The organism is Streptomyces sp. NPDC127117 (assembly GCF_042677325.1).
Lineage (GTDB): Bacteria > Actinomycetota > Actinomycetes > Streptomycetales > Streptomycetaceae > Streptomyces.
In genome coordinates this window covers 153,939-175,241 of the sequence record NZ_JBHXTM010000014.1, presented here as the reverse complement: position 1 = coordinate 175,241, position 21,303 = coordinate 153,939, and the positions used below count along the sequence as shown (strand labels likewise).

At 70.7% G+C, this 21,303-nt stretch carries 17 protein-coding genes; 8 read left to right on the top strand and 9 right to left on the bottom strand.

Annotation, left to right across the window (positions count from 1 at the left end):
- Nucleotides 1–49 precede the first annotated feature (49 nt).
- The 3 genes from ACFVH0_RS15415 to aspT (ACFVH0_RS15405) are packed head-to-tail and all read right to left on the bottom strand — an operon-like array spanning nt 50 to nt 5,138.
- Entirely contained in the window at nt 50–1,699 is a 1,650-nt protein-coding gene (locus tag ACFVH0_RS15415) for a bifunctional aspartate transaminase/aspartate 4-decarboxylase (protein ID WP_385820292.1), read from the bottom strand.
- A gap of 37 nt (nt 1,700–1,736) precedes the next feature.
- Nucleotides 1,737–3,440, bottom strand: a complete 1,704-nt coding sequence (gene aspT, locus ACFVH0_RS15410) for an aspartate-alanine antiporter (protein ID WP_385820290.1) — start codon at nt 3,438–3,440, stop codon at nt 1,737–1,739.
- Nucleotides 3,441–3,461: 21 nt separating this feature from the next.
- Nucleotides 3,462–5,138 carry an aspartate-alanine antiporter gene (aspT, locus tag ACFVH0_RS15405; protein WP_385820288.1) on the bottom strand — a complete coding sequence of 559 codons (1,677 nt, stop codon included), beginning with the start codon at nt 5,136–5,138 and terminating at the stop codon, nt 3,462–3,464.
- Nucleotides 5,139–5,379: 241 nt separating this feature from the next.
- On the opposite strand from aspT (ACFVH0_RS15405), the gene ACFVH0_RS15400 reads away from it, so the two are divergent.
- Nucleotides 5,380–6,639, top strand: coding sequence for a hypothetical protein (locus ACFVH0_RS15400; RefSeq protein ID WP_385820286.1), 1,260 nt, complete (start codon nt 5,380–5,382; stop codon nt 6,637–6,639).
- Nucleotides 6,630–7,727: a hypothetical protein gene (locus tag ACFVH0_RS15395; protein ID WP_385820284.1), complete on the top strand. Its 1,098-nt coding sequence runs from the start codon at nt 6,630–6,632 to the stop codon at nt 7,725–7,727. The genes ACFVH0_RS15400 and ACFVH0_RS15395 overlap by 10 nt, the downstream gene beginning before the upstream one ends.
- Nucleotides 7,728–7,767: 40 nt before the next feature.
- Here the strand turns inward: ACFVH0_RS15395 and ACFVH0_RS15390 are convergent, their stop codons facing one another.
- The 6 genes from ACFVH0_RS15390 to ACFVH0_RS15365 form a co-directional block, all read right to left on the bottom strand.
- Nucleotides 7,768–9,330: a mucoidy inhibitor MuiA family protein gene (locus ACFVH0_RS15390; RefSeq protein WP_385820282.1), complete on the bottom strand. Its 1,563-nt coding sequence runs from the start codon at nt 9,328–9,330 to the stop codon at nt 7,768–7,770.
- A gap of 8 nt (nt 9,331–9,338) precedes the next feature.
- Entirely contained in the window at nt 9,339–11,420 is a 2,082-nt protein-coding gene (locus ACFVH0_RS15385; RefSeq protein WP_385820280.1) for a DUF4139 domain-containing protein, read from the bottom strand.
- An 85-nt stretch (nt 11,421–11,505) separates the two neighbouring features.
- On the bottom strand, nt 11,506–12,138 hold the full coding sequence (locus tag ACFVH0_RS15380) for an isochorismatase family protein (protein WP_385820278.1): 633 nt from the start codon (nt 12,136–12,138) through the stop codon (nt 11,506–11,508).
- A gap of 39 nt (nt 12,139–12,177) precedes the next feature.
- Nucleotides 12,178–13,815 (bottom strand): (2,3-dihydroxybenzoyl)adenylate synthase, encoded by a 1,638-nt coding sequence (locus ACFVH0_RS15375; protein ID WP_385820276.1) that lies wholly within the window; start codon nt 13,813–13,815, stop codon nt 12,178–12,180.
- A complete protein-coding gene (gene dhbC / locus ACFVH0_RS15370; protein WP_385820274.1) occupies nt 13,812–15,017 on the bottom strand; it encodes an isochorismate synthase DhbC in 1,206 nt (401 codons plus the stop codon). Before dhbC ends, ACFVH0_RS15375 begins: the two co-directional genes overlap by 4 nt.
- 68 nt (nt 15,018–15,085) lie before the next feature.
- On the bottom strand, nt 15,086–15,916 hold the full coding sequence (locus ACFVH0_RS15365; RefSeq protein ID WP_385820272.1) for a 2,3-dihydro-2,3-dihydroxybenzoate dehydrogenase: 831 nt from the start codon (nt 15,914–15,916) through the stop codon (nt 15,086–15,088).
- 404 nt (nt 15,917–16,320) lie between these two features.
- Here ACFVH0_RS15365 and ACFVH0_RS15360 point away from each other — a divergent pair, with 404 nt between their 5' ends.
- The 6 genes from ACFVH0_RS15360 to ACFVH0_RS15335 all read left to right on the top strand — a co-directional run bounded on the left by ACFVH0_RS15360 (nt 16,321) and on the right by ACFVH0_RS15335 (nt 21,303).
- Entirely contained in the window at nt 16,321–16,560 is a 240-nt protein-coding gene (locus ACFVH0_RS15360) for a phosphopantetheine-binding protein (RefSeq protein WP_385820270.1), read from the top strand.
- Nucleotides 16,557–17,408: a siderophore-interacting protein gene (locus ACFVH0_RS15355; protein WP_385820268.1), complete on the top strand. Its 852-nt coding sequence runs from the start codon at nt 16,557–16,559 to the stop codon at nt 17,406–17,408. Before ACFVH0_RS15360 ends, ACFVH0_RS15355 begins: the two co-directional genes overlap by 4 nt.
- A gap of 103 nt (nt 17,409–17,511) precedes the next feature.
- A complete protein-coding gene (locus ACFVH0_RS15350; protein WP_385820266.1) occupies nt 17,512–18,510 on the top strand; it encodes an ABC transporter substrate-binding protein in 999 nt (332 codons plus the stop codon).
- Entirely contained in the window at nt 18,507–19,529 is a 1,023-nt protein-coding gene (locus tag ACFVH0_RS15345) for a FecCD family ABC transporter permease (RefSeq protein ID WP_385820264.1), read from the top strand. Before ACFVH0_RS15350 ends, ACFVH0_RS15345 begins: the two co-directional genes overlap by 4 nt.
- A 62-nt stretch (nt 19,530–19,591) precedes the next feature.
- Nucleotides 19,592–20,521: a FecCD family ABC transporter permease gene (locus ACFVH0_RS15340; protein ID WP_385820301.1), complete on the top strand. Its 930-nt coding sequence runs from the start codon at nt 19,592–19,594 to the stop codon at nt 20,519–20,521.
- Nucleotides 20,518–21,303: an ABC transporter ATP-binding protein gene (locus ACFVH0_RS15335; RefSeq protein WP_385820262.1), complete on the top strand. Its 786-nt coding sequence runs from the start codon at nt 20,518–20,520 to the stop codon at nt 21,301–21,303. The genes ACFVH0_RS15340 and ACFVH0_RS15335 overlap by 4 nt, the downstream gene beginning before the upstream one ends.

Here is a 21,303-nt window from a genome sequence, read left to right as displayed (position 1 = left end):
CGGCCCGGCCGCGCCCCCCGAACGCGCCTTCCCAGGGCACCGACGTGGGTCAGGACTCCGACGCCCGCCATTCCTCCGCGTAGTTGTTGAAGATCTCCCGCAGGTGATGCCCGATCTTCAGGTAGTCCAGGTCGTCGAGGTTGGCGAGAGAGACGCGGACCGACCACTCCGGGCCCTCGAAGCCGCCTCCGTTGAGCAGTACCACACCTGTCTGCTGGGCGAGGCGGAACAGCGGGTCGATGGGCTCGTAGTTCTTGTCGAGGAAGGCCGCGAACGACTCGCCGTGTTCGAGCTGGGCCTGTGCCATCAGGTCCAGCTCGATGTAGTAGCCGGCGCGGTGCGGGTCGTTGGCGATCTTCATCCGGGCGCCCTCCAGGAGGAGCTGGAGGCGCTGCTGGACGATGGCACGGATCCGTTCCTTGTATGCCTGGCCCTCGTCGAGCATGTCGAAGAGGGAGAACAGGCCGAGCATGACCTGCTGGGGGAGCGAGAGGCCCGCAGTGTGGTTGAGCGCGACCTGGCGGGAGTCGGCGACCAGCCGGTCGATGAACCTGATCTTCTCCGGCTCCAGGCTCAGTGTTTCGTACCGCCTGCTCAGGCCGTCCTTCTCCGCCTGCGGCAGGGCGGCGATCTGCTCGTCGATGACATTGTCGTCGTGCAGTCCGATGACGCCGAGTCGCCAGCCCGTGCAGCCGTAGTGCTTCGAGTACGAGTAGACGAGGAGGGTGTTGCGGGGCAGGTCGGCGGCCAGGGACCGGAAGCCGTCCACGAACGTTCCGTACACGTCGTCCGTGACGATGAGCAGGTTCGGGTTCTTCGTCGCGACGATGTCCTTGATCTGGTCCGCGACCCGCTGGCTGAGCGCCAGGGAGGGCGGGTTGGAGGGGTTGACCAGGCAGACCAGCTTGATGTCCGGGTCCGCGAGCTTGTCGATCTCCTCGGTCGGGTAGCGCCACTCGCGTACGCCCGCCTCGGCGAACATGTTGGCCTCCACGTACGTCACGTCGAACTCGTACGTGTCCAGCTCGGGAATCTCGATGTACGGGGTGAACACGGGAACCATCAACGCGATCCTGTCGCCCTTGTGCAGGATCCCGTTCTTCATGAGCGAGTCGAAGATGTAGCACATGGCGGCGGTGCCGCCCTCGGTCGCGAAGTACGAGAAGTCCCCGGCCGGCGGCTCCTTGGCGAACAGCTCGTCCGCGATGTAGCCGCGGACGATCTCCTGGGTGTGGTGCAGGATGCGGTCCGGCACCGGATAGTTGTCGCCGACCGAGCTGTCGGTCAGTTCGTGGACGAAGGCGTCCCGGTCGAAGCCGAAGCGCGAAACAGCCAACTCCACGCACTTCTGCAGGAGTTCGATTCCGGGCAGATCGGGGTGCTGCCGTACGAATGCGTCGAAGCGGTCGCCGGAACCCACCGGCTCCGGCATGCCGCCGAGGTTGTCGGCCGTCCACACCCGGCGGGACTCGGTGATCGCGAAATAGCCGAGTGCGCAGAACGCCTCGCGGGGCCCGGTGGCGACCCAGTTCGGGTTGCCGCGGCCCGCGTTGAGCATCTGGACGCTCGACTTTTCCTTCTGGCCGGGCTTGTCGGCCTGCGCTTCCTCGGCGAGTTCGATGAAGACGTTCTTCAGCTCGAAGGGGGAGAGCCGGGAGTAGTGCCGGATCTGCTCGCGGGTCAGGTTCGTCCTGTGCATGGTGTTTTCCTTACGTCCTTGTGTCCGTGAGTGGCGCTCAGTGGTGGAGGAGGACGATCACGGCGCCCCAGATGGTCAGCAGTACGTTTCCGACGGCGTACGGGATCGTGTAGCCGAGCGTGGGAACCTGGGATCTGGACGCCTCATTGATCGCGCCGATCGCGGCTGTGGTGGTCTGGCCGCCCGCGAGGACGCCCATCAGGATCGGGAAGCGGATCTTCTGGATGTGGTGACCGACGAGGAACCCCACGATCAGGGGTACCACCGTGGCCACCGCACCGAAGATCAACAGGCCCCAACCCGCCGTGGAGAGACCGGAGGTGAAGCTCGGCCCGGCATTGATGCCGACGACCGCGACGAACAGGCACAGGCCGAGGGTGTCCATGAACCACTGGGCACCGGGCGGCACATTGCCGTACGTGGGGTACTTGCCGCGGATCCAGCCGAAGACCAGGCCCATGATGAGCGCGCCACCGGAGGTGGACAGCGAGATCGGGACGCCGCCCGCGGTCAGCGCGGGGATGCCGATGCAGCCGCCGAGGAAGATGCCCAGGCCGACCCAGATCATGTCGGTGGCGAAGGACGTCGGGACCGGCTTGCCGATCGCCCGGCCCGCCGGGTCCACGAGCCGCTTCGGGCCGGTGAGGATCAGTGTGTCGCCGCGCTCGATCTTCGTGGACAGGCGGTACGGGAAGTCCGCCCCCGACCGGTAGATCTTGTCGATGTAGACGCCCACCATGAAGGGTTCCTTGCGCAACTCGGCCACCGACTTGCCGAGTTGCGCCCTCTCGGAAGCGACCACGTGCAGCGTCTCGGTCTGGTAGCCGAGCAGTTCGACGTCGTCGGTCTCCGCACCGAGGTGGGTACGGGCGTCGAAGTCGACGAGCGAGCCGCGCAGCGCGCTGAGCGCCACCACGTCGCTCTCGCGCAGCACCGTCTGCTGGGTGTGGTCGAGGACCACGCCGTCACGGCGCACCCGCGTGATGTAGATGCGGTGGCCGAGTTCCTGCTGTTGCTGCTCGAAGTCGTCGATGGTCCGGCCGACGATGTCGGGGCGCTGGATCGTGTACGCCCGCAGCACCACCTCGTAGTAGCCCTCGTGGAGGTCGGGGTCGTCCTCCGGGGCGTCCAACTCCTTCGCGAGCGCGGCCGATTCGGCGGCGAGGTCCTTGCGGTAGAGCTTCGGCAGTACGTTCGCCAGGAGCATCGCGCACAGGATCGTGCCGAGCGGATACGTCACCGCGTAGCCGATCGCGACGAGGTTCTCCTCGGTCTTGGCCTGTCCGGAGGAGAGCCCCGGCAGATTGCCGATGGCGTCCTGTGCGACACCGATCACCGCGGACTGGGTGAGAGCGCCGCCGAGCAGGCCGGCGCTGAGGCCGGGTCCGTAACCGAGCACGGCCGCGAAGCCCCAGCAGACCAGCAGGCCGGTGACGCAGACGACGACGGCATTGACGACCTGCGGCAGGCCGTCCTTCTTCAGGCCGCGGAAAAACTGCGGGCCCACCTTGTAGCCGAGCGCGAACAGGAACATCGTGAAGAACAGATTCTTCACCGTTCCGTCGATGGTGACCTTGAACTGGGCACCGAGCAGCAGCCCCGCCACCAGACAGCCGGTGACGGCGCCCAGCGCGATGGCCCGGTAACGCAGCTTCCCGAAGAGGAAGCCGATCGCCACTGTGAGGAAGACCAGCAGCTCGGGGTGGGGCTGGAAGATGTTGCGATTGAGGAAATCGATCATTTCCCTGGGCTCTCCGATCTCTCAGGAACCGAGGATGCCGACGAGCACCGGGCCGGTCAGAGGCAGCAGGAAGTTCGAGAGGGCGTAGGTGATGGTGTAGCCGAGCATCGGCACCGATGACTGCGCCACCTGGGTGACGGCGGTGATCGCGGGCGTGGAGCACTGCTGGCCCGCGATGGCACCGATGAGGAGCGGCTTCTCGATGCGGAGGAGCTTGAGACCGACGACGAGCGAGATCGTCGCGGGGATCAGCACCATGGCGATCCCGGCGAACGGCAGCAGCGCCCCGTACTGCTTGAGCAGTGGCCATGCCTGCGGTCCCGACACCAGACCGGTGCAGGCGATGAAGACCGCGAGCCCCATGTCCTTGATGGTGGCGGCGGCCTGCGGCGGGAACGCCCCGAAGGTCTGGCTGCGCGAGCGGAACCAGCCGAAGAGCAGACCCGAGACGAGACACCCGCCACCGGTGCCGAGGGACAGCGGTACGTCGCCGAACTTCACCACGACCTGTCCGAGCAGCGAACCGGCCGCGATGCCGAGCCCGAGGTAGATGAAGTCGGTGGCGTCGTTCTTGACCACGGAGCCGAGCTTCGCGACCAGTCTGCTGAGGCCCGAGCGGGCACCCACCAGGGTCAGCACGTCACCGCGGTGCACGACCGTGTCGCCGTTCGCGGGCAGTTCCTGGCCGGTGCGCGTGACGTCGGTGACGTACACGCCTGCCGAGAGGAACTCGGGATTCTCGCGCTGGATCTGGTCGATCGTCTTGCCGTCGTTGGACTTGCGGGTGATCGACACCTGCTCGGTCGCGAGAGGGGAATCGAGGCCGGGGACGCCCGGTGTCTCCGGGCCGATGAGCCGCCCCGCCTCGATGGTCTGTGCGCGTCGGCCGACCACGAGGACCAGGTCGGAGAGGGTGAGCCGGAGGTCGGGTGAGGGTGTGAGGACCTTGCTGCCGCGCTTGACGGACTCGATGGTGATCCGCTCGTCGAGGGCGGACTCAAGGTCTCCCACGGTACGGCCGTCGGCGGTGGTCACCAGATACGTACGGCCCACCATGGTCGGCAGGGCAGGGCGCTCGTCCGACGCCAGGGTGCCGCTGCTGCGGGTGCGCTCCCACAGTTCCCGGGCGGCGTCGCGCAGGTTGATGCGCAGCATCATCGGCATGATCTGGCTCGTGTAGAGGACGATCGTGATCAGGCCGAAGAGGTAGCAGACCGTGTACGCGGTGGCGACGTTGCCCTGGTACTCGGAGACCTGCTGGGCGGTCAGGCCACTCAGTTTGCCGATGGACTCGGTGGCCGTACCGACCACGGCGGACTCGGTGGCGGCACCGGCCAGGATGCCGGAGGCGGTGCCGACATCGAGGTCGAACCACTTGGCGAGGCCGAAGGCGATGCCGAGGGCACAGACCAGTTCGATCCCGCACAGTACGAAGAAGCGCAGGCTCTTCCTGTTGAGGTTGCGGAAGAACTGAGGCCCGGCCATGTAGCCGAGGGCGAAGATGAACAGCGCGAAGAACACGGTCTTCACGTCGTCGGAGACGTGGGCCTTGGTCCAGGCGCCGAGGAGCAGGGACACGATGAGCGTTCCGCAGATGCCGCCCAGTGTCAGCGGCCCGACACGCAGCTTCCCGAGGAGGTAGCCGAGCGCGAGGCTCACGAACAGGACGAGCTCGGGGTGGTCCTTGAGTACTCCCACGGCGGCTCAGCGAATCTCGTCTAAAGAAATATGGGGCATGGCTGGACAATAAGTGACGATGCGTGGCATCGCCATGCGGCGCACGTGACAGTCGCCGCGGCGTGTTCGGCCGCACCACGGTGAACGGGTCTGCACGCAACCTTCCGAGGACGACCGCTTGTCCAACGGCTCTGATAGGTTCCATTCCTTGATCCGCCGGTGATGGCCTGAATCCACCGGTGGTACTGGGGGAGGGGACTCCGTGGGCCGGGTGCCGTCGAGGTGGCGCAAGCCGCTGTTCATCGGGCTGCCGTTCGTGTTGCTGGTCACCGGGGCGGTGTTCTTCCTGGGCACCGACCGTTCGGACGGCAGCGGTCATTCGGCGGCGAACCGGGCGCAGCTGAAGCGCGCCTGCGCGGGATTGCTGCCGTACGAGGAGCTGCGGGGACTCGTGCCCGACGATGTCGCCGGCACGGTGAGTCAGTACGGCACCATGCTCGACCCCGATGAGGACAGCCACTCACTGGTGAACTGCTCCATCACCTGGCCCGGGCACGGATCGGTGCGGGTGCGGGCCGTCGCGCTCATCTCGCGGCTGCCGATGACGGTGCGGGCCGAGGACATCCTGCCCGGCGCCGACGAGTTGGGGTACGAGGCGCCCGGCATCACCGGCAGGGTGGACAAGGGCGGGCGGATGTGGGTCGTCGCCGAGTGCCCCGATGGGCTGGAGGGGCGGGTCCGCGAGGTGTCCGGGATGTACGTCACGGCGGCGGTCGATCTGCCCGTTCCCGGCAAGGGGAAGCCGGCCGCGTATCTGCCGGACTTCCGCACCGCCGTGCAGGTCGCCAACGGGATCACCGCCGCCCAGAAATGCGGCGGCACCCCGCTGGAGTTGCCCACGCGGGTCCTCGACACGTACGAGGCCCATGTCAGCAAGGACGCGGACGGGGGCAACATGAAGGTCGTGGGGATCGACGAGCCGGGCCGGGGCGTGAAGAAGTGCCGTGGGCTCGGCAGGCGTGCGGGCTTCCCCGGCAAGTGGACCGCCGCCGGTGATCTGCAGGACTCACGGCTGCTGAGCGTCTGCAGTGCCACCGTCCTGGACCGCGAGGACCCGATGGACACCGATCCGGCACCACCCGACGGCGCGGTCGTCGAGGTCACCGCGGCGAGTTGGGCCGGGCCGCTCAGCGAGTCGGCCGACGCCCAGTATTACCGCTCCGGTGACAACGTCGCATTCCGCGCAGGGGTACGGACCAGAGCCATCCCGGAGTCGGAGCCGCACGAACTCGCCCTGTGGGCACGGTCGGAGTGCGCCGCGGGCAGCGCATACCACCGTGTCACCGTCCGCACGGAGACCTCCAGCGTCGATGAGTACACACTCAGTGAGGCGGAACGGACCAAGTTCTCCAAGGACGCCCGCGAGCTGATGGACAGCTATCTCGCCGACCCCGACGGCTGGCCCGGGCAGCAGCGGTGCCATGGCAGCAGGATCCTCGGAGAGGTGGAGGGATGGCGGTGAGGCGGATCGTCCTGCGGTCCGTCGTGGCCCTGGTCGCAGCGGCTGCTGCTGTCGCCGGATATCTCCTGGTGCACGGCGACTTCCAGCGCTGGAGCGACGACTCGGCGCTCGACGGGGCCTGCGACGGATTGCTCGACCGGAACGCGGTGCGCGGCGTCCTCGGGCCGGGAGCCGTCGAGGTCGAGGACGGAACAAGCGGCGCGGGCGTCGTGGGCTGCGAGGTGAATGTCCACGACGGCGGCACCGTCGAGATCCGCATCCTCGACACGGCACAGGTCGGACGGGGCCCGGACTCCCTTTACACGGGCTCGCCCGGTGCCCTCCCCGTGCCGGTCGGCCACGGATGGACGGGGCTCTTCGGGGCGGATCCGGGCCACTTCGGATGGGGAGACCCCTTCGAGGACGACTACGAGAAGGTGACCACGACCCTGGTTCTCCCGTGCACAGGGGAAAGCAGTGCCAAGGGCCTGTTCGTCAGTGTCGAGGCATCCGTCGGCAGGACACTGGACAACCCGGCCGAAAGGCCGGGGTTCGCCAGGATCGCCACCTCCACCGCGGCCAGGGCCTCGGAGGCCCGGCAGTGCGGCAGGCTCGGGAGACCCGTCACGAGCCTCGGCCTGCCGGTGAACGACGACGAGTACGAGCCGCTCGGCACGGCGGACGGAACCTGCTCCGGCATACCCGCCGGCCGCGGTACGGCGATCGCCACCGAAACCGCCCGAGGGGGCGCCCCGCACGAAACGTGCCGGCTCGCTGACGCGGACCGCAGGAAACGCTACGTACTCGAAGCGGACTACGGCCCTTACGCGCGAGAGCGGCTGCTCCGCTACGAGGAGGGGCCCATGGAGGACATACCGAACGGCGACACACCCGCGCACGACCGCGACCGTGACGGCCGGATGAGCTGGACGACGGCCAAGTGTTCCGACGGCGTGGCCCTGTTCACCCTGCGGCCCACGTCCGAGGCGGGCGAGAGGCGCGAGTACCCCGGAAGCGACGCGGACCTCGCCTACGAACGTGCCGCACTCCGGGCCTTCGCCGAGCGCTCGGCGAAATCCCATGGATGCGCCGCGCCGGCCACCTCCTGACGCAACCCCGGGCGTGCGGCCGTCGCCCGGGCCACCGGTCTCACAACCCGGTGACCTTGGCGCTCGCCGACAGTTCGTAGGCCAGGGTGACGGTGCGGTGGCTGCCGGGCGGGAGGGGGATGTCCCAGCGGGCGATGCCCTCGGTGTCGACCGTGTCGGGGGCCGGGGAGCAGGAGTTCTTGTGCAGCCGGACCTCCACCGCCGAGACCTCGGAGACCGGGATCCGCTCCCGGAGGACGACCACCCGCTCGTCGTGCTCGCCGGGCGCGGAGAACCGGGACAGGTGCAGCCGGACCGTGCGGGTGACCACGGTCCGCTGGGTGATCCCGGTGGAGTCGCGGGACTCCTCGGACCGCCGCACCACCCGGTAGTCGTCGCAGCTGCCGAAGGCCAGTTCGGCGGGGGCGCCGGGGGCGGTGAAGTCCAGTGTGCCGCGGCCGCTGAATCCGCTGCCGCGGACCAGGTCGACGGGCCCGGCGAGCAGTGCGTGTCCGGAGCCGTTGTCGAACCGCACCACCTGGGTGACCAACGGGGACAACTCCGGTGAGCAGGCGTACTCACTGCGCGCGGCCGTGGTGAACGCGGAGAGCGGCACCCGGTGGGCGCGGCCGTCACCGGGCACCGAGACCGGTGCGGGGGTTCTCAGCACGCGTGCCTCGCCGCCGTCGTCCACCCCGGGCAGACCGAGCACCGCGGCCGGGCCGAGGTCCGCGATCTCCTCCTCGCGCAGTTCGACGTCGACCGTACGGCGCTCCGCCGCGGAGCGGTCCTTGAGCGCAAGCCGGTCCTCGCCCAGCCGTGGCGGATCGGTGGCCAGCGCCGAGCGGGCCGTGGACAGGGTCAGCCGTACGTCCGACCAGTCCTCCCCGGTGCGCTGCCAGACCATCGCGTCGGTCTCCAGCGTCAGCGAGTCCCCGTCCAGCACGGCCCGGTAGGCCGGCCGCCACAACGCACACGGGGTGAGGTGGCTCAGACGCAGCCCGACCGGCCCCGCCGCCGCGCTCTCCACGGTCAGCTCGACATGGCCGACCAGCTCGGCGGGCTCCTCCTCGGCGAGCTGCATGGCCCGCCGGGCCTCCCCGAGTTCGACAGCGATGTCGGACAACCGTGCTTCCACGGCGCGGAGTTGCTCACTGTGTGCGTCGCGCTCCTGGTCCACCCGGTCCAGCTCTCGGGCCCAGCGGTGCTGTTCGGTCTCCCCGGAGCCGGCGCCCTCACCGATCTCCCGCAGTACATCGGCGGCGAGGCGGCCGAGCAGGTCGAGGCGGGCCTTCAGCCGGTCGCGCCGCTGCCCCAGGAGCAGCTGCTCCTCTTCGAGGCCGTGTACGCGGTGGCGCAGGGCGGAGTCGTCCTCGGTGGGCGGCAGCGGCGCGCGCGGTGTCCAGCTGCGGACGATCCGTACGTCGAGCACCGTCGCGGGGTGTTCGGCGGTCAGTTCGGCATGGAGGGTCCGGTCGACGGCCAGCGCGCTGACCGGACCGAGACGCAGCCGCTGGATGCCGGACTCCAGGTCGAGCACGACGGAGCGTTCGACGTGGGCGCGGTCCTCCAGGCAGGTGACGGCGGTGACGGGGAGAGCGATCGGCTGCTGGGCCGTGGACATGGTGTGTGTCAGCTCCTGCGGTTGCCGCCGACCAGGGCCTTGCCGGTCGGGATGCGGATCTCGAAACCGCCGTCGAGGGCGGCGGTGGCGCCTGCGGGCAGGTCCAGCCGCCAGAGACGGGTGCCCGGTGAGTGCCGGTCGGGGCCCGCGCCTTCGTCGGGGGCCGTCCAGTCGGCCCGTTCCTCGATCCGGACGTCCGGATCGGAGGTGACCGGCACCCGCTCGCGGACCTCCACCATGACGGGCCTCGCGAGCCGGTTGGCCAGCTCCACGCGGACGCGGTGGTCGAGCACGGTGGTGTTGTTGCGCAGGCCCGAGGTCGACTCGTTCACGTTCGTACGGTGGGTGACCCGGATGCCCTCGGCCGGCCCGAGCCCGACCCGGCGGACCCCGCCGGGGGCGAGCGTGGGCAGTGCGGTGGTCAGCAGGAAGTCGTCGTCGACGGTGATCTCCACCGGGCCGGCCAGCAGCGCCTGACCGGTGGAGTTGGAGAGCACCAACGTCGCGTACACGGTCTGCTCCACGGACGGCACACAGAGGTACTCGGTACGCAGACCGACCGGGATCTCGCCGACGGTGACGGTGTGCCAGGTGCCGTCCGACGGGATGTCGGCGCGGGCGGCGGCATCGAAGCGGTGATCGAAGGAGCCCGCCGACTCCCGGGGTCGCACGGCCCGTCCGGGCAACGGCAGCGCGGCCACCGCCTCGGCGCGGCGGCGGTACTCGGCCGCCACCGGGTCGTAGGGCGAGCCGGGAAACAGCCGGCCCCTGCGCCCGCCGGTCTCCTCGGGGCCGCACAGGACGAGGTCGGCATAGTCGAGCTCGGCGCCGCTCGGCCGCGGCGGACCGGCTGCCGGTACCGGAGGGGGCGGCGGCACGGCCCCGGCGGGAGCCGCGGGCATCATGGTGCCGGGCGCACCCGCGAAGGAGCCACCGGCACGCCGCATGTGGTGCGGCCCGGCCGGTTGAGCGGGCGCGGGCATCCCGCCGCCGAAGGTCTCCGGTGGGACGCCGCCGGGCACCGGGAACGCACCCGGCGGAGCACCGTAACCCTGTGGTACGGGCGGGGGAGGCGGCGGTGGCGGTGGTGGCGGTGGCAGAGCGGGCTCGGACGCGGCAGCCGCGAGGGCGTAGCCGGCTCCGGGAGCCGCGGGCGAGGCGGTCGGGGCGGGGCCGGGGCCGGCCGAGTCGAACCCGGTGAACAGATCGACGAGCCCGGCCGGGGGCTCGCGCCAGCCGGAGGGCGCGGGGGCGGGCTGACCGCGACCGATCCGGATCGAGCGGAGCCTCGGCAGGTCGGTACGGCGCCGGAGATCGGCGGTGGCCAGAGCGATGCGTACGCCGGTCCAGTCCTCGCCGGTCCGCTGGGCGACCGAGGCGCGCAGTACCAGACGGCCGCTGCCGTCCCCCTGACGGTAGGTCAGGCGGTAGGCCGGCGCCCAGACGGCGCCCGGCACCCCGTACTCCAGCTCCACTTCCGCTTCGCCGGCGCCGTCGAGGGTCAGTACCGCGCAGACCGTGGTCTCCACATGTGCCGACGGTGCGTCGGTGGAGGCGCGGGCGAGCTTGTCGTCGACGATGTTCAGCTCGTGCTCGACGTTGCGCAGCGCCTCCTCCAACTCGACGAGGCGCTCGTGCAGTCCCGCCAGCCGCTCGTCGACGAAGTCGGCGAGTTCCAGCCAGGCGTCTACCGGGGTGCGGCGGTGCGGGTCCTCGCGTTTGCGGGCGGGCGGGACGGGGTGGAGGGCCCTGACCTCCTCTATCAGGCTCAGCTGCCGGTCCCGGCGCCCCTGCGCCGCCGCGTGCTCGTCGCTCAGCCGCTTCGCCTCGCGTCGCAACTCATCGGACGCACGCGTCCCGGCCGGCTCGGCCTCGACCTCCACCCGGGCCTCGGTGACGCGAACCCCCGAGGCGCCGAGTACCCGGGCCCGCAGCGAGCCCGGGTCCAGTGAACGGGGCAGCCCCGTCACCCGCACCCGGCCGTCGGGCGGCACACTGCCCCGGGCCAGGCGCCGGCAGACCGCGCCCTGCGCGTACACCACGACCGAATCGAGAGTCGACCCCCACCGCCGTGCCGCCTCATCCGTCATGTGCTCCGCCCCCCGCCGTGTCCATGCTGAGCGCAGCTTACGCCCGGGGGGTCCGCGTGTCCGCGTCACATCGGGAGGACGGCGATCAGTTCCCTTCGAGTACGGCTCGGGTGCTCGTGACGACGGCGCATCTGCCCGCCGCCCAGCGCAGCGCCATCGCATGGTCCCCGGCGGAGAAGTCGGCCACCGCATCGGCCACCACGAAGGCCTGGATGTCCTGCATCCACGCGTCGCACGCGGTCATGAGAACGCCGATGTGGGCGTAGACGCCGGTGACGACGATCTGGTCGCGGCCCTGTTCGCGGAGGCGTTCCAGGAGGTCGGTGCGGACGAAGCCGCTGTACTTCCACTTGGTGAGCACCGCGTCGCCCTCGTCGGGTGCGACGGCCTCCGCGATGGCGGCGGCGTGCGGATCGGCAGGCAGACCCGGGCCCCAGAAGTCCTGTTGCAGTCCGCGCTCGTCCGGGCTCTGGCCGCCGGGCTGCGCGGTGTAGAGCACCGGGATGCCGAGTCGCGCGGCGGTCCTCTTCAACTCCGCCACATTTGCGAGCAGTTCGGGAATGGGAGAGGACGAGCGGTCGTAGGCGGAAAGGAAGTAGTTCTGCAGATCGTGGACGAGGAGCACCGCTCGTGACGGGTCGACGGTCCACTCGACCCGGTTGGCGGGCAGCTCGTCGGCGGTCGGCATGGGGTACGAGGCGATGGCGGGCAGTGCCATGTTGCGGGGATTCCGTTCAGGGGAGGGGAGTTCGGCGGGTCAGGCCGGTGTGGATGCGGAAGTGCCGTGGGCCGCGGCGGTCCGTAGGGCCTTCTTGGAGATCTTCCCGACGCCGGTCTGCGGGAACGTGTCCACGAACTCGACGCGGTCCGGCACCTTGTACGCGGCCAGATCCCGCTCCCGTACGAACCGTTTGATGTCCACCGGCTTCAGCGGACCCGCGCCCGGGCGCAGGATCACGTACGCGCAGGTGCGTTCGCCCAGGTACGGGTCGGGCTCGGCCACCACGTTGGCGTCGTGGACGAAGGGGTGGGCGAGGATGTGGTTCTCCACCTCCTCGGCGGCGATCTTCTCGCCGCCCCGGTTGATCTGGTCCTTGGCGCGGCCCTCGACGACGATGTGGCCGCTCGGGGTGACCCGGACGACATCGCCCGTGCGGTAGAAACCGTCCTCGGTGAACGAGCGGGCGTTGTGTTCCGGCGCCCGCCAGTAGCCGCGGATCGTGTACGGGCCGCGCGTCAGCAGGTGGCCCGTTCCGCCCGGTGCGACCTCCTGGTCCTCGTCGTCGACGACCAGGATCTCGTCGTCCGGGGAGATGGGCCTTCCCTGGGTGGTGACGATCACCTCGACCGGGTCGTCCAGCCGGGTGTAGTTGACCAGGCCCTCGGCCATGCCGAAGACCTGCTGCAGGGTGCAGCCGAGCGCCGGCCGGACCCGCCGCGCCGCCTCCTCGCTGAACTTGGCGCCACCCACCAGCAGGACGTCCAGGCTGCTGAGGTCGTGCGGGGTGGCGGTGGCCGCCTGGGTCCAGAGCAGGGCCAGTGGCGGGACCAGTCCGGTGAGAGTGACCCGCTCCTGCTCGATCAACGGGAAGGCCACCTCGGGAGAGGGCTGCGGGCACAGCACCACGCGCCCTCCGGCGTAGAGAGTGCCCAGCGAACCGGGTGAGGAGAGCGGAAAGTTGTGGGCAGCCGGCAGTGCGCAGAGGTAGACGCTGTTCTCGTCGACGCCGCAGATCTCGTTGGAGCCGCGGAGCGAGTAGATGTAGTCGTCGTGGGTGCGCGGAATGAGTTTCGGTACGCCGGTGCTGCCGCCGGAGAGCTGGAGGAAGGCCAGATCGTCCGGGCGCGGAGCACCGTATCCGACCGGCTCCTGCGACACGTCGGACAGCGCCTCGAACTCGCCCGGTTCTCCGCGGGCGACGAACACGTGGCGCAGTGCGGGCGCACCGGCCCGGGTGCGCGCCGCCAGTTCGCGGTAGTCGTAGCCGTCGTGTTCCGCCGCGACGACATACGCGACCGCCTCGGTGAACTCGCAGAAGTACGAGATCTCCGTCTCGCGGTGGGCCGGCAGTGCGAAGACGGGCAGCGCGCCGATCCGGAACAGTGCGAAGACGACCTCGAAGAACTCGGCGACATTGGGCAGTTGGACCACCACCCGGTCGCCCTTGGTGATGTTCCGGGCGAGGAGGCCGGCCGCCAGCCGGTCGGCGCGCCGGTCCAGTTCCGCGTAGCTCCACCGGGCTCTGGCGGCGGGGTCGACCACGGCGATCCGGTCCGGGTGCGCCTCGGCGCGTTCCCGGAGCATGGAGCCGAACGTCTCGCCGCGCCACCAGCCCGCGGCCCGGTACCGCTCCGCGAAGTCGGACGGCCAGGTGGGTGCGTCGTGCGGGCTCACAGCTCGGCCCCCACGGCGCTGAGGAAGGTACGGAACTTGGCGGCCGTCTCGGCGGTCTCCGCCTCGGGCACGGACGCCGCCACGATGCCGGCGCCCGCGTAGAGGCGCAGTGTGCGCTCCTCGGCCTCGGCGCAGCGGATCGTGACGACCCACTCGCCGTCGCCCCGGGCGTCGCCCCAGCCCACCATCCCGGTGAAGAAGCCGCGGTCGAACGGCTCGGTCTCCGCGATGATCCGGCGGGCCGTGGTGGTGGGGGTACCGCACACGGCGGGGGTGGGGTGCAGGGCGCAGGCGAGGGCCAGGGCCGAGATGCCGGGGGAGGTGAGCGTGCCGGTGACCGTGGTGGACAGGTGCCACATGGTGGCGGTGCGGATCAGGGTCGGCCGGGCGGGGACGGTCAGCTCCGTGCAGTGCGGGGCCAGGGCCTGGTGGACGGCGTCCACGACGACGGCGTGCTCGTGCAGGTCCTTCGCGGACTCCAGCAGTGCGGCGGCGCGGCGGACGTCCTCGGCGAGGTCGGTGCTGCGCGGGGTGGACCCGGCGAGCGGATTGGCGACCACCTGCTTTCCCCGCCGGGAGACCAGCAGTTCCGGGCTGGCGCCGATGAGGGTGCGTCCGGGCCCGGTGGGCAGGGCGAAGGTGTGGCCGGCGGGGTCGCGGCGGGCCAGACGCTGGAGCATCCCGGGCAGGTCGAGAGGGGCGGCGGAGGTGAGTTCGAGGGTGCGGGCGAGCACCACCTTGCTGAACTCCCCGCGCCACATGCGTTCCACGGCCGAGGCGACACCCGCTCCGTAGACCTCGGGTTCGGGTACCGGGCGTATCCGCCAGTCCGCCGGGCCGGTCACGTCGGCGGGCAGGGCGATCAGCGGATCGGAGGCGAGCGGGGGAGCGATGCGCAGTGCCGCCGGCACGCTCAGGGCGGCCGGTGCCTCGTGGTCGAACGGGATGGCGCCGATGACCACGGGCGATTCCTGCCCGGCCGCACCGGCCTCGGCCAGGGTGTCGTTCACCCGCTCGCCCAAGGGCCGTGCGTCGTGCGGTACTCGGCGTGCCGCACCGTGGGCCAGCAGGGTGCGGCCGGGGGTGGCGAGGAAGTGGTCGCCCGGGGTGTAGGCGTCCAGGAGCGAGGTGGCGGCGCCTACGGCGGGGTGGGCCGGATCGGCCGGGGGTAGGTGCGTGGCGACCTGGGAAGCCGTCGGCACGGTGACTCCATTCTCGAAGGTTCTGCCGGTGGGAGGTTGGGAGAGACTGCGGGGGAACTGACGTCGGGTCAGCGCAGGGTCGCGCCGCCGTCGACGTACAGCTCCTGCATGGTGATGTGGCGGGCGCGGTCCGAGGCGAGGAACGCGACGGCGTCGGCGATGTCCTCGGGGGCGGCGATCCGGCCCAGCGGGATGCCGGTGCGATAGGCCGCCGGGTCTCCGTCGATGACCCGTTGCTCGGCGCCGGGGCCGTTCCACAGGGCGCGTTGCATCGCCGTGTCGGTGGATCCCGGTGCGACGACGTTGCACCGTACGCCGCTGCGGGCGAGTTCGAGCCCCAGGCATTTGGTGAACATGACCGCCGCGGCCTTCGAGGCGGCGTAGGCGGCCATCCCCGTGCGCGGGATTCCGGCGGCGTTGGAACCGACGGTGATGACACAGCCGTTGCCCCGGCCGGCCATCAGCGGTGCGACGGTCTGCGAGGTGTGGAGGACGCCATTGGTGTTCACCGCGAAGGTGTCCGACCAGTCCTCGGCGGACAGTTCGGCGGCGGGGCCGGTGCGCAGGACGCCCGCGACGTTCACGAGCACATCGATGGGGCCGAGTCGGCTCTCGGCGCGGGCCACGGTGCGCTCCACCGACGGCCGGTCGGTGACGTCCATGACGTACGGCTCCAGACGGCCGGCCGGCCGCTCGCTCCCCGGTTTCTCCGCCTGCCGCCGGCCCCACTTCGCGGCCAGTGCGTCGATGCCGTCCTGCGCGCGGTCGGTGGCGGCCACCTGGGCGCCGAGGGTGGCGAACAGTTCGGCGACAGCCGCCCCGATGCCTTGTGCGGCACCGGTCACCAGGACAGTACGGCCGTCGAACTCACCGTTTCTGTCCGGTATGTGCTCAGGCATGAGCAACCTCCGTTCGGGAAAGTTAGGTAAGGGTAACCTAACTTGAGTTCGACGGTGAGGGTGCGGGGCGGGTGTGTGTGATGACCTGACGGGCTTCCGTGCGGGGGGAGTTGGAAGGTGCGGCTGCTGCGCGGTGTCGAGGTCGCTGTTTCGCGTCCGCTGTCCGTAAGTTAGGTTAGCCTTGCCTTAGTTTGAGGCGGGTCGCCGGTGTTCCGGTGTGACTCGTCATGGACCGTGGCCAACCGGCCCGCACCGCCGCGAAGGCGGCCGGTGCGGTCGCCGGCCCCTCCCGTGAACGCCCTGACCAGGCGTGCGCGGACGTCGCCCCGTGCCGTGGCGTCGTACCCCATCACCGCCGACGAGCCGACCGCGCTGTCGGCATCCACTCCCGCAGGAGCAACCCGATGAAACAGACCTTGTCCCCCGAACGCCTCCGCGCGGATGTCGCGGAACTGCTCGACTGCGACCCCGCCGGGATCGCGCCCGAGGAGAACCTTGTCGACCTCGGTCTGGACTCGGTGCGGATCATGGTCCTGGTCGACCGCTGGCGGGCCGCCGGGGCGGCCACGCTGGAGTTCGCCGATCTGGCCGAGCGGCCCGAACTGGGGCACTGGACCGCACTGTTGACGGGCGGTTCCGCATGACCCGCGTCGACCACCGGCACCGGCACCTGGAGCGGATCGCGGAGGTCCGGGCGGGCCTCCATGCCGAGAAGGTGGGCTACCCGATCGGGATCCGGGCGACCGAGGTCGTACGCACCGCCATGGTCGGCGCCGGTCTGCTGAGGGTGACCCTGGGCGGGCCCGGCGCCGAGGGCTTCGAGGCCCACGCGCCGGACGAGCACGTGAAACTTCTCTTCCCGGATCCGGACGGCTCGCTGCGGCTGCCCGAGCGGAACGGGCTGATGCTGAGCTGGCCGCGGCCGGCGTCCGTCTCGCGGGAGTACACCGTGCGCCGTCACGACCCGGTCGCGGGCGAGATCGACATCGACGTCGCCCTGCATGACGGCGGCCTCGCGTCGGAGTGGGCGTGCGGGGTCGGGCCCGGCGACATCATGCACCTCGCGGGTCCGCCCGGCGGGGTGATCGTTCCGCACACCTATGACCGCTATCTGCTCGCGGGTGACATCACGGCCCTGCCCGCGATCGCACGCTGGCTGGAGGAACTGCCCCGGGGTGCGAAGGGCCGGGCGTTCGTCGAAGTCGTCGACGCCAAGCAGGAGATCGAGCTGTCCGCACCCGAGGGTGTCGAGGTGTGCTGGCTGCACCGCGGTGACCGGCCGGCCGGAACCGGCGACGCGCTGGCGCGGGCCGTGACCACGGTGACCGTGCCCGAGGGGGAGCGGGTGTACGTGTGGGCCGCCGGTGAGGCGGGGCAGATCAAGCCGCTGCGCCGCTGGGCCCGCGACGAGCTGCGGCTGGAGAAGGCCGACAGCGACATCACCGGCTACTGGAAGCGCGGCGTCGCCGACTTCGACGAGGACGACCACTGACCGACCGGCCGAACAGGGGGCGGGAGTGACGCCGCTCGCCGCTTCGGCCTGACCAAAGGCCATCAAGCAAGGTGAGCCTTACCTGAGTAACAAGGAGCATTTCATGTCCATACGCAGATCGTCCGGCCTGGTCGGAGCAGCTTCGCTGGCCCTGATCCTGACCGGCTGCGGGTTCTCCTCGGAGAGCGGGTCGGACGCCTCGGACAAGGGCGGGACCAGGGTGTTCGCCGCGGACAACGGCAAGATCACCATCCCGGCAGCCCCGAAGCGCGTGGTGGCCACCGGTTACGCCGTGCCCGCCCTCATCGAGGCCGACGCACCGCTGGTCGGGATCTCGTCCTGGAAGCGCGGCGAGCCGATGATGTCCAAGGAGGACCTGGCCGAGTACAAGAAGCTCCCCAAGGTGGCGGGGGAGCAGGCGGCCGAGACCAACTACGAGGCCGTCGCAGAGGCCGACCCCGACCTGATCGTCATCGGTGTGCCCGCCCCCGTGCTCGGCGACATCGACGTCAAGCGGCTGGAGTCCATCGCCCCCGTCGTGGCGATCGGCCCGACCGTGCCGTCCGCCTGGCGCGAACTGTCCCGCAAGCAGTCCGACGCCGCCGGCTCGCTCAAGCAGTTCGACGCCGCGAAGGACAAGTACGAGGCCAAGGCCGCGGAACTGGCCAAGAAGTACAAGGACGTGCTGCCCCGGCTCAAGCCGGGCCACGTCGGCGCGTACGGTGACGCCGCCAAGGGCACCTTCCAGCGCGAATTCAACGGCTCGTGGGGCACCAACATCGCCGAGGACCTCGGCGTGAACTACTACGGCAAGGTCAAGAAGCCCGGCCCCGGCTCGCAGGCGGTCAGCGAGTACCCCTCCATCGAGGAACTTCCGGCCGCCTTCCGTGAGGCCGACGTCATGACGTACTCGGTCAACGCCGACGGCAGCGTCCCCAAGTCCGTCCAGTACGTCCTGGATTCGAAGCTCTGGAAGAACCTGCCCGCCGTCAAGGCCGGGAAGACCTTCCCGTTCCGCTACACCGAGGCCGCGACCTACGGCGAGGCCATGCAGACCCTGGACGCGATCGACAAGTCGCTCGCTCCGCTGCTGAACCGGTGACCGTCGCGGGCCGCGCGTCCCGGACGGCGGGAACCGGGCGAGCCGGGCCACAGTTCGGCCTGCTCGTCGGCGGACTGCTGCTGCTGGCAGCGATCGCCGTGCTCAGCATGGGCGTCGGAGCCCGCCACGTCCCGCCCGCCGAGGTCGTGCGGGCACTGTTCGACCACCAGGGCACCGACGACCAGGTGATCGTGCGCGACATCCGGGCGCCGCGCGCGGTGCTGGCCATCGCGGTGGGCGCCGCGCTCGCGGTGGCCGGCGCGCTCATCCAGACGCTGGCCCGCAACCCGCTGGCCGAGCCCGGCATCCTCGGGGTCACCGCGGGCGCCGGGTTCGCCGTCACCGTCGGCTCGGCGCTCGGGCCGGCCACCGGGCAGGCGGGCGAACTGGGCTTCGCCATCGCCGGATCCGTGCTCGCTGCGCTGCTGGTCGCCGCGGTCGGGCAGCGCTCACCGCTGCGCCTGGTACTCACCGGCGTGGCCCTGACCGCGGTGCTGGGCGGCGTCGCGCTGGGCATGCGGCTGATGCTCCCGGACGTCTTCGACGCCTACCGGTTCTGGTCGGTCGGGTCACTGGCGGGCCGTGAACAGGCGCCGTCGGCCCTGCCGTTGACCGCCATCGCCGTGGCCCTGCTCGGCGCGCTGCTGCTCAGCCGGGCACTGAACGCCCTGACGCTGGGGGAGAACGTGGCACACACACTGGGTGCGGGCGTGGGCCGGGTACGGGCCGGCGCACTGGTGTTGATCACCGTGCTCAGCGGGGCGGCCACGGCCGTGGCCGGGCCGATCCTCTTCGTCGGACTGATCGTGCCGCATCTGGCACGCAGGCCGGCGGCGGGCTCGGTGCCATGGCTGATCCTCTACACGATGGTGCTGGGGCCGATCCTGCTGCTGATCGCCGACATCGGCTCGCGAGTGCTGCTGCCCACCGGTGAGGTGCCGGTGGCCATCGTGACCGCGTTCCTCGGCGGCCCCATGCTGATCTGGGCCGTCCGCCGATACGGGGCGGGGTCGCTGTGACCGTACTCGGACTGAGGGTCGAGCGCCGCACCGTGCTGCTCCCCGCCGTGCTGGTGCCCCTGATGCTGGGCCTGGGCCTGCTCGGGCTGTGTTACGGGGCGTCATGGTCCAGCCCCGGCGAGGTGTTCGCCGCACTGACCGGGACGGACCACTCCGTGGTGATCCGCGACTGGCGGCTGCCACGCGTGCTGGCCGGGCTGGTCTTCGGCGCCGCGCTCGGCGTGGCGGGGGCGATCTTCCAGAACCTCACCCGTAACCCGATGGGCAGCCCGGACGTCATCGGCCTCGACGCGGGCGCCTACACCGGCGCCCTGGTCGCCCTCACCGTGTTCTCCGGAACCTCCGCGCAACTCGCCGTGGGATCGGTGCTCGGCGGCCTGGCCGTCGCGGCCGCCATCTACCTGCTGTCGTTCGAACGCGGCTTCTCCGGGCTCCGGTTGGTGGTCATCGGCATCGCCTTCAACGCGATGGTGACCGCGGTCAACTCCTGGATCGTGCTGCGCGCCGAGCTGGAGGTGGCGATCGCCGCCGTCGGCTGGAGCGCGGGATCCCTCAACGGAGTGGGCTGGGCCGACCTCGGGATCCCGTTCACGGTGATCGCCGTACTGCTGGCACTGATGGCCTCGCGGGCGCACGCCATGCACCAGGCGTCACTCGGCGACGCGGTCGCGGTGACCACCGGCGTCGGGATCGACCGGCTGCGGCTGCTGATGGTCCTGGTCGGCGTCGGCTGCACGGCCACGGTGACCGCGGTGGCCGGCCCGATCGCGTTCATCGCCCTGGCCGCACCCCAGATCGGCCGCAGGCTCGCGGGCGCCGCCGGAGTGCCACTGCTCCCGGCCGCCCTGACCGGGGCGGTACTGCTCCTGGGCGCCGACCTGATCGCCCAGATGCTGCTGGCGCCCGTCGCGCTGCCCGTCGGCGTGGTGAGCACCGCGATCGGCGGCTGCTACCTGATCTGGCTGCTGACCAAGGAGGTGAGGCGCGCGTGACCGCACGCCTGACGGCGCGGGAAATAACCCTGCGCTACGGAGACCGGGTCGTTTCCACCCGGCTGAGCATCGACATCCCCGACGGCGCGTTCACCGCCATCGTCGGCCCCAACGCCTGCGGGAAGTCAACCCTGTTGAGCGCGCTGGTCCGGCTGCTCCGCCCGGACTCCGGTCAGGTGGAGTTCGACGGCCGCGAGGTCGGCCGCTACGCCACCAAGGCACTGGCCAGACAACTCGGCTTCCTGCCGCAGGACCCGCTGTCACCCGACGACATCAAGGTCCGGCAACTCGTGGGCCGGGGACGGTTCCCGCACCAGTCGATGCTGGCCCTGTGGTCGCCGGAGGACGAGGAGGCCGTCGACGGGGCGATGGCCGCCGCCGGCGTCGGCGACCTGGCCGGCCGTCCCGTGCAGGAACTGTCCGGCGGACAGCGCCAGCGGGTGTGGATGGCCATGGTGCTCGCCCAGCAGACGCCCCACCTGCTGCTCGACGAACCGACGTCCTTCCTGGACATCACCCACCAGTACCAACTGCTCGGCCTGCTGGCCAGGCTGCGCGACGAGGGCCGCACGGTGGTCGCGGTCCTGCACGACATCAACCAGGCATGCCGGTTCGCCGATCACCTGATCGCCATGAAGGACGGCCGCGTGGTCGCCGAGGGCGACCCCGGGGACGTCGTGGACGCCGCGCTGATCAAGGACGTGTTCGACCTGCCGAGCGTCATCGTCCCCGACCCGGTGACCGGCACACCGATGGTCGTTCCCACACTGCTAGGAGAGTAA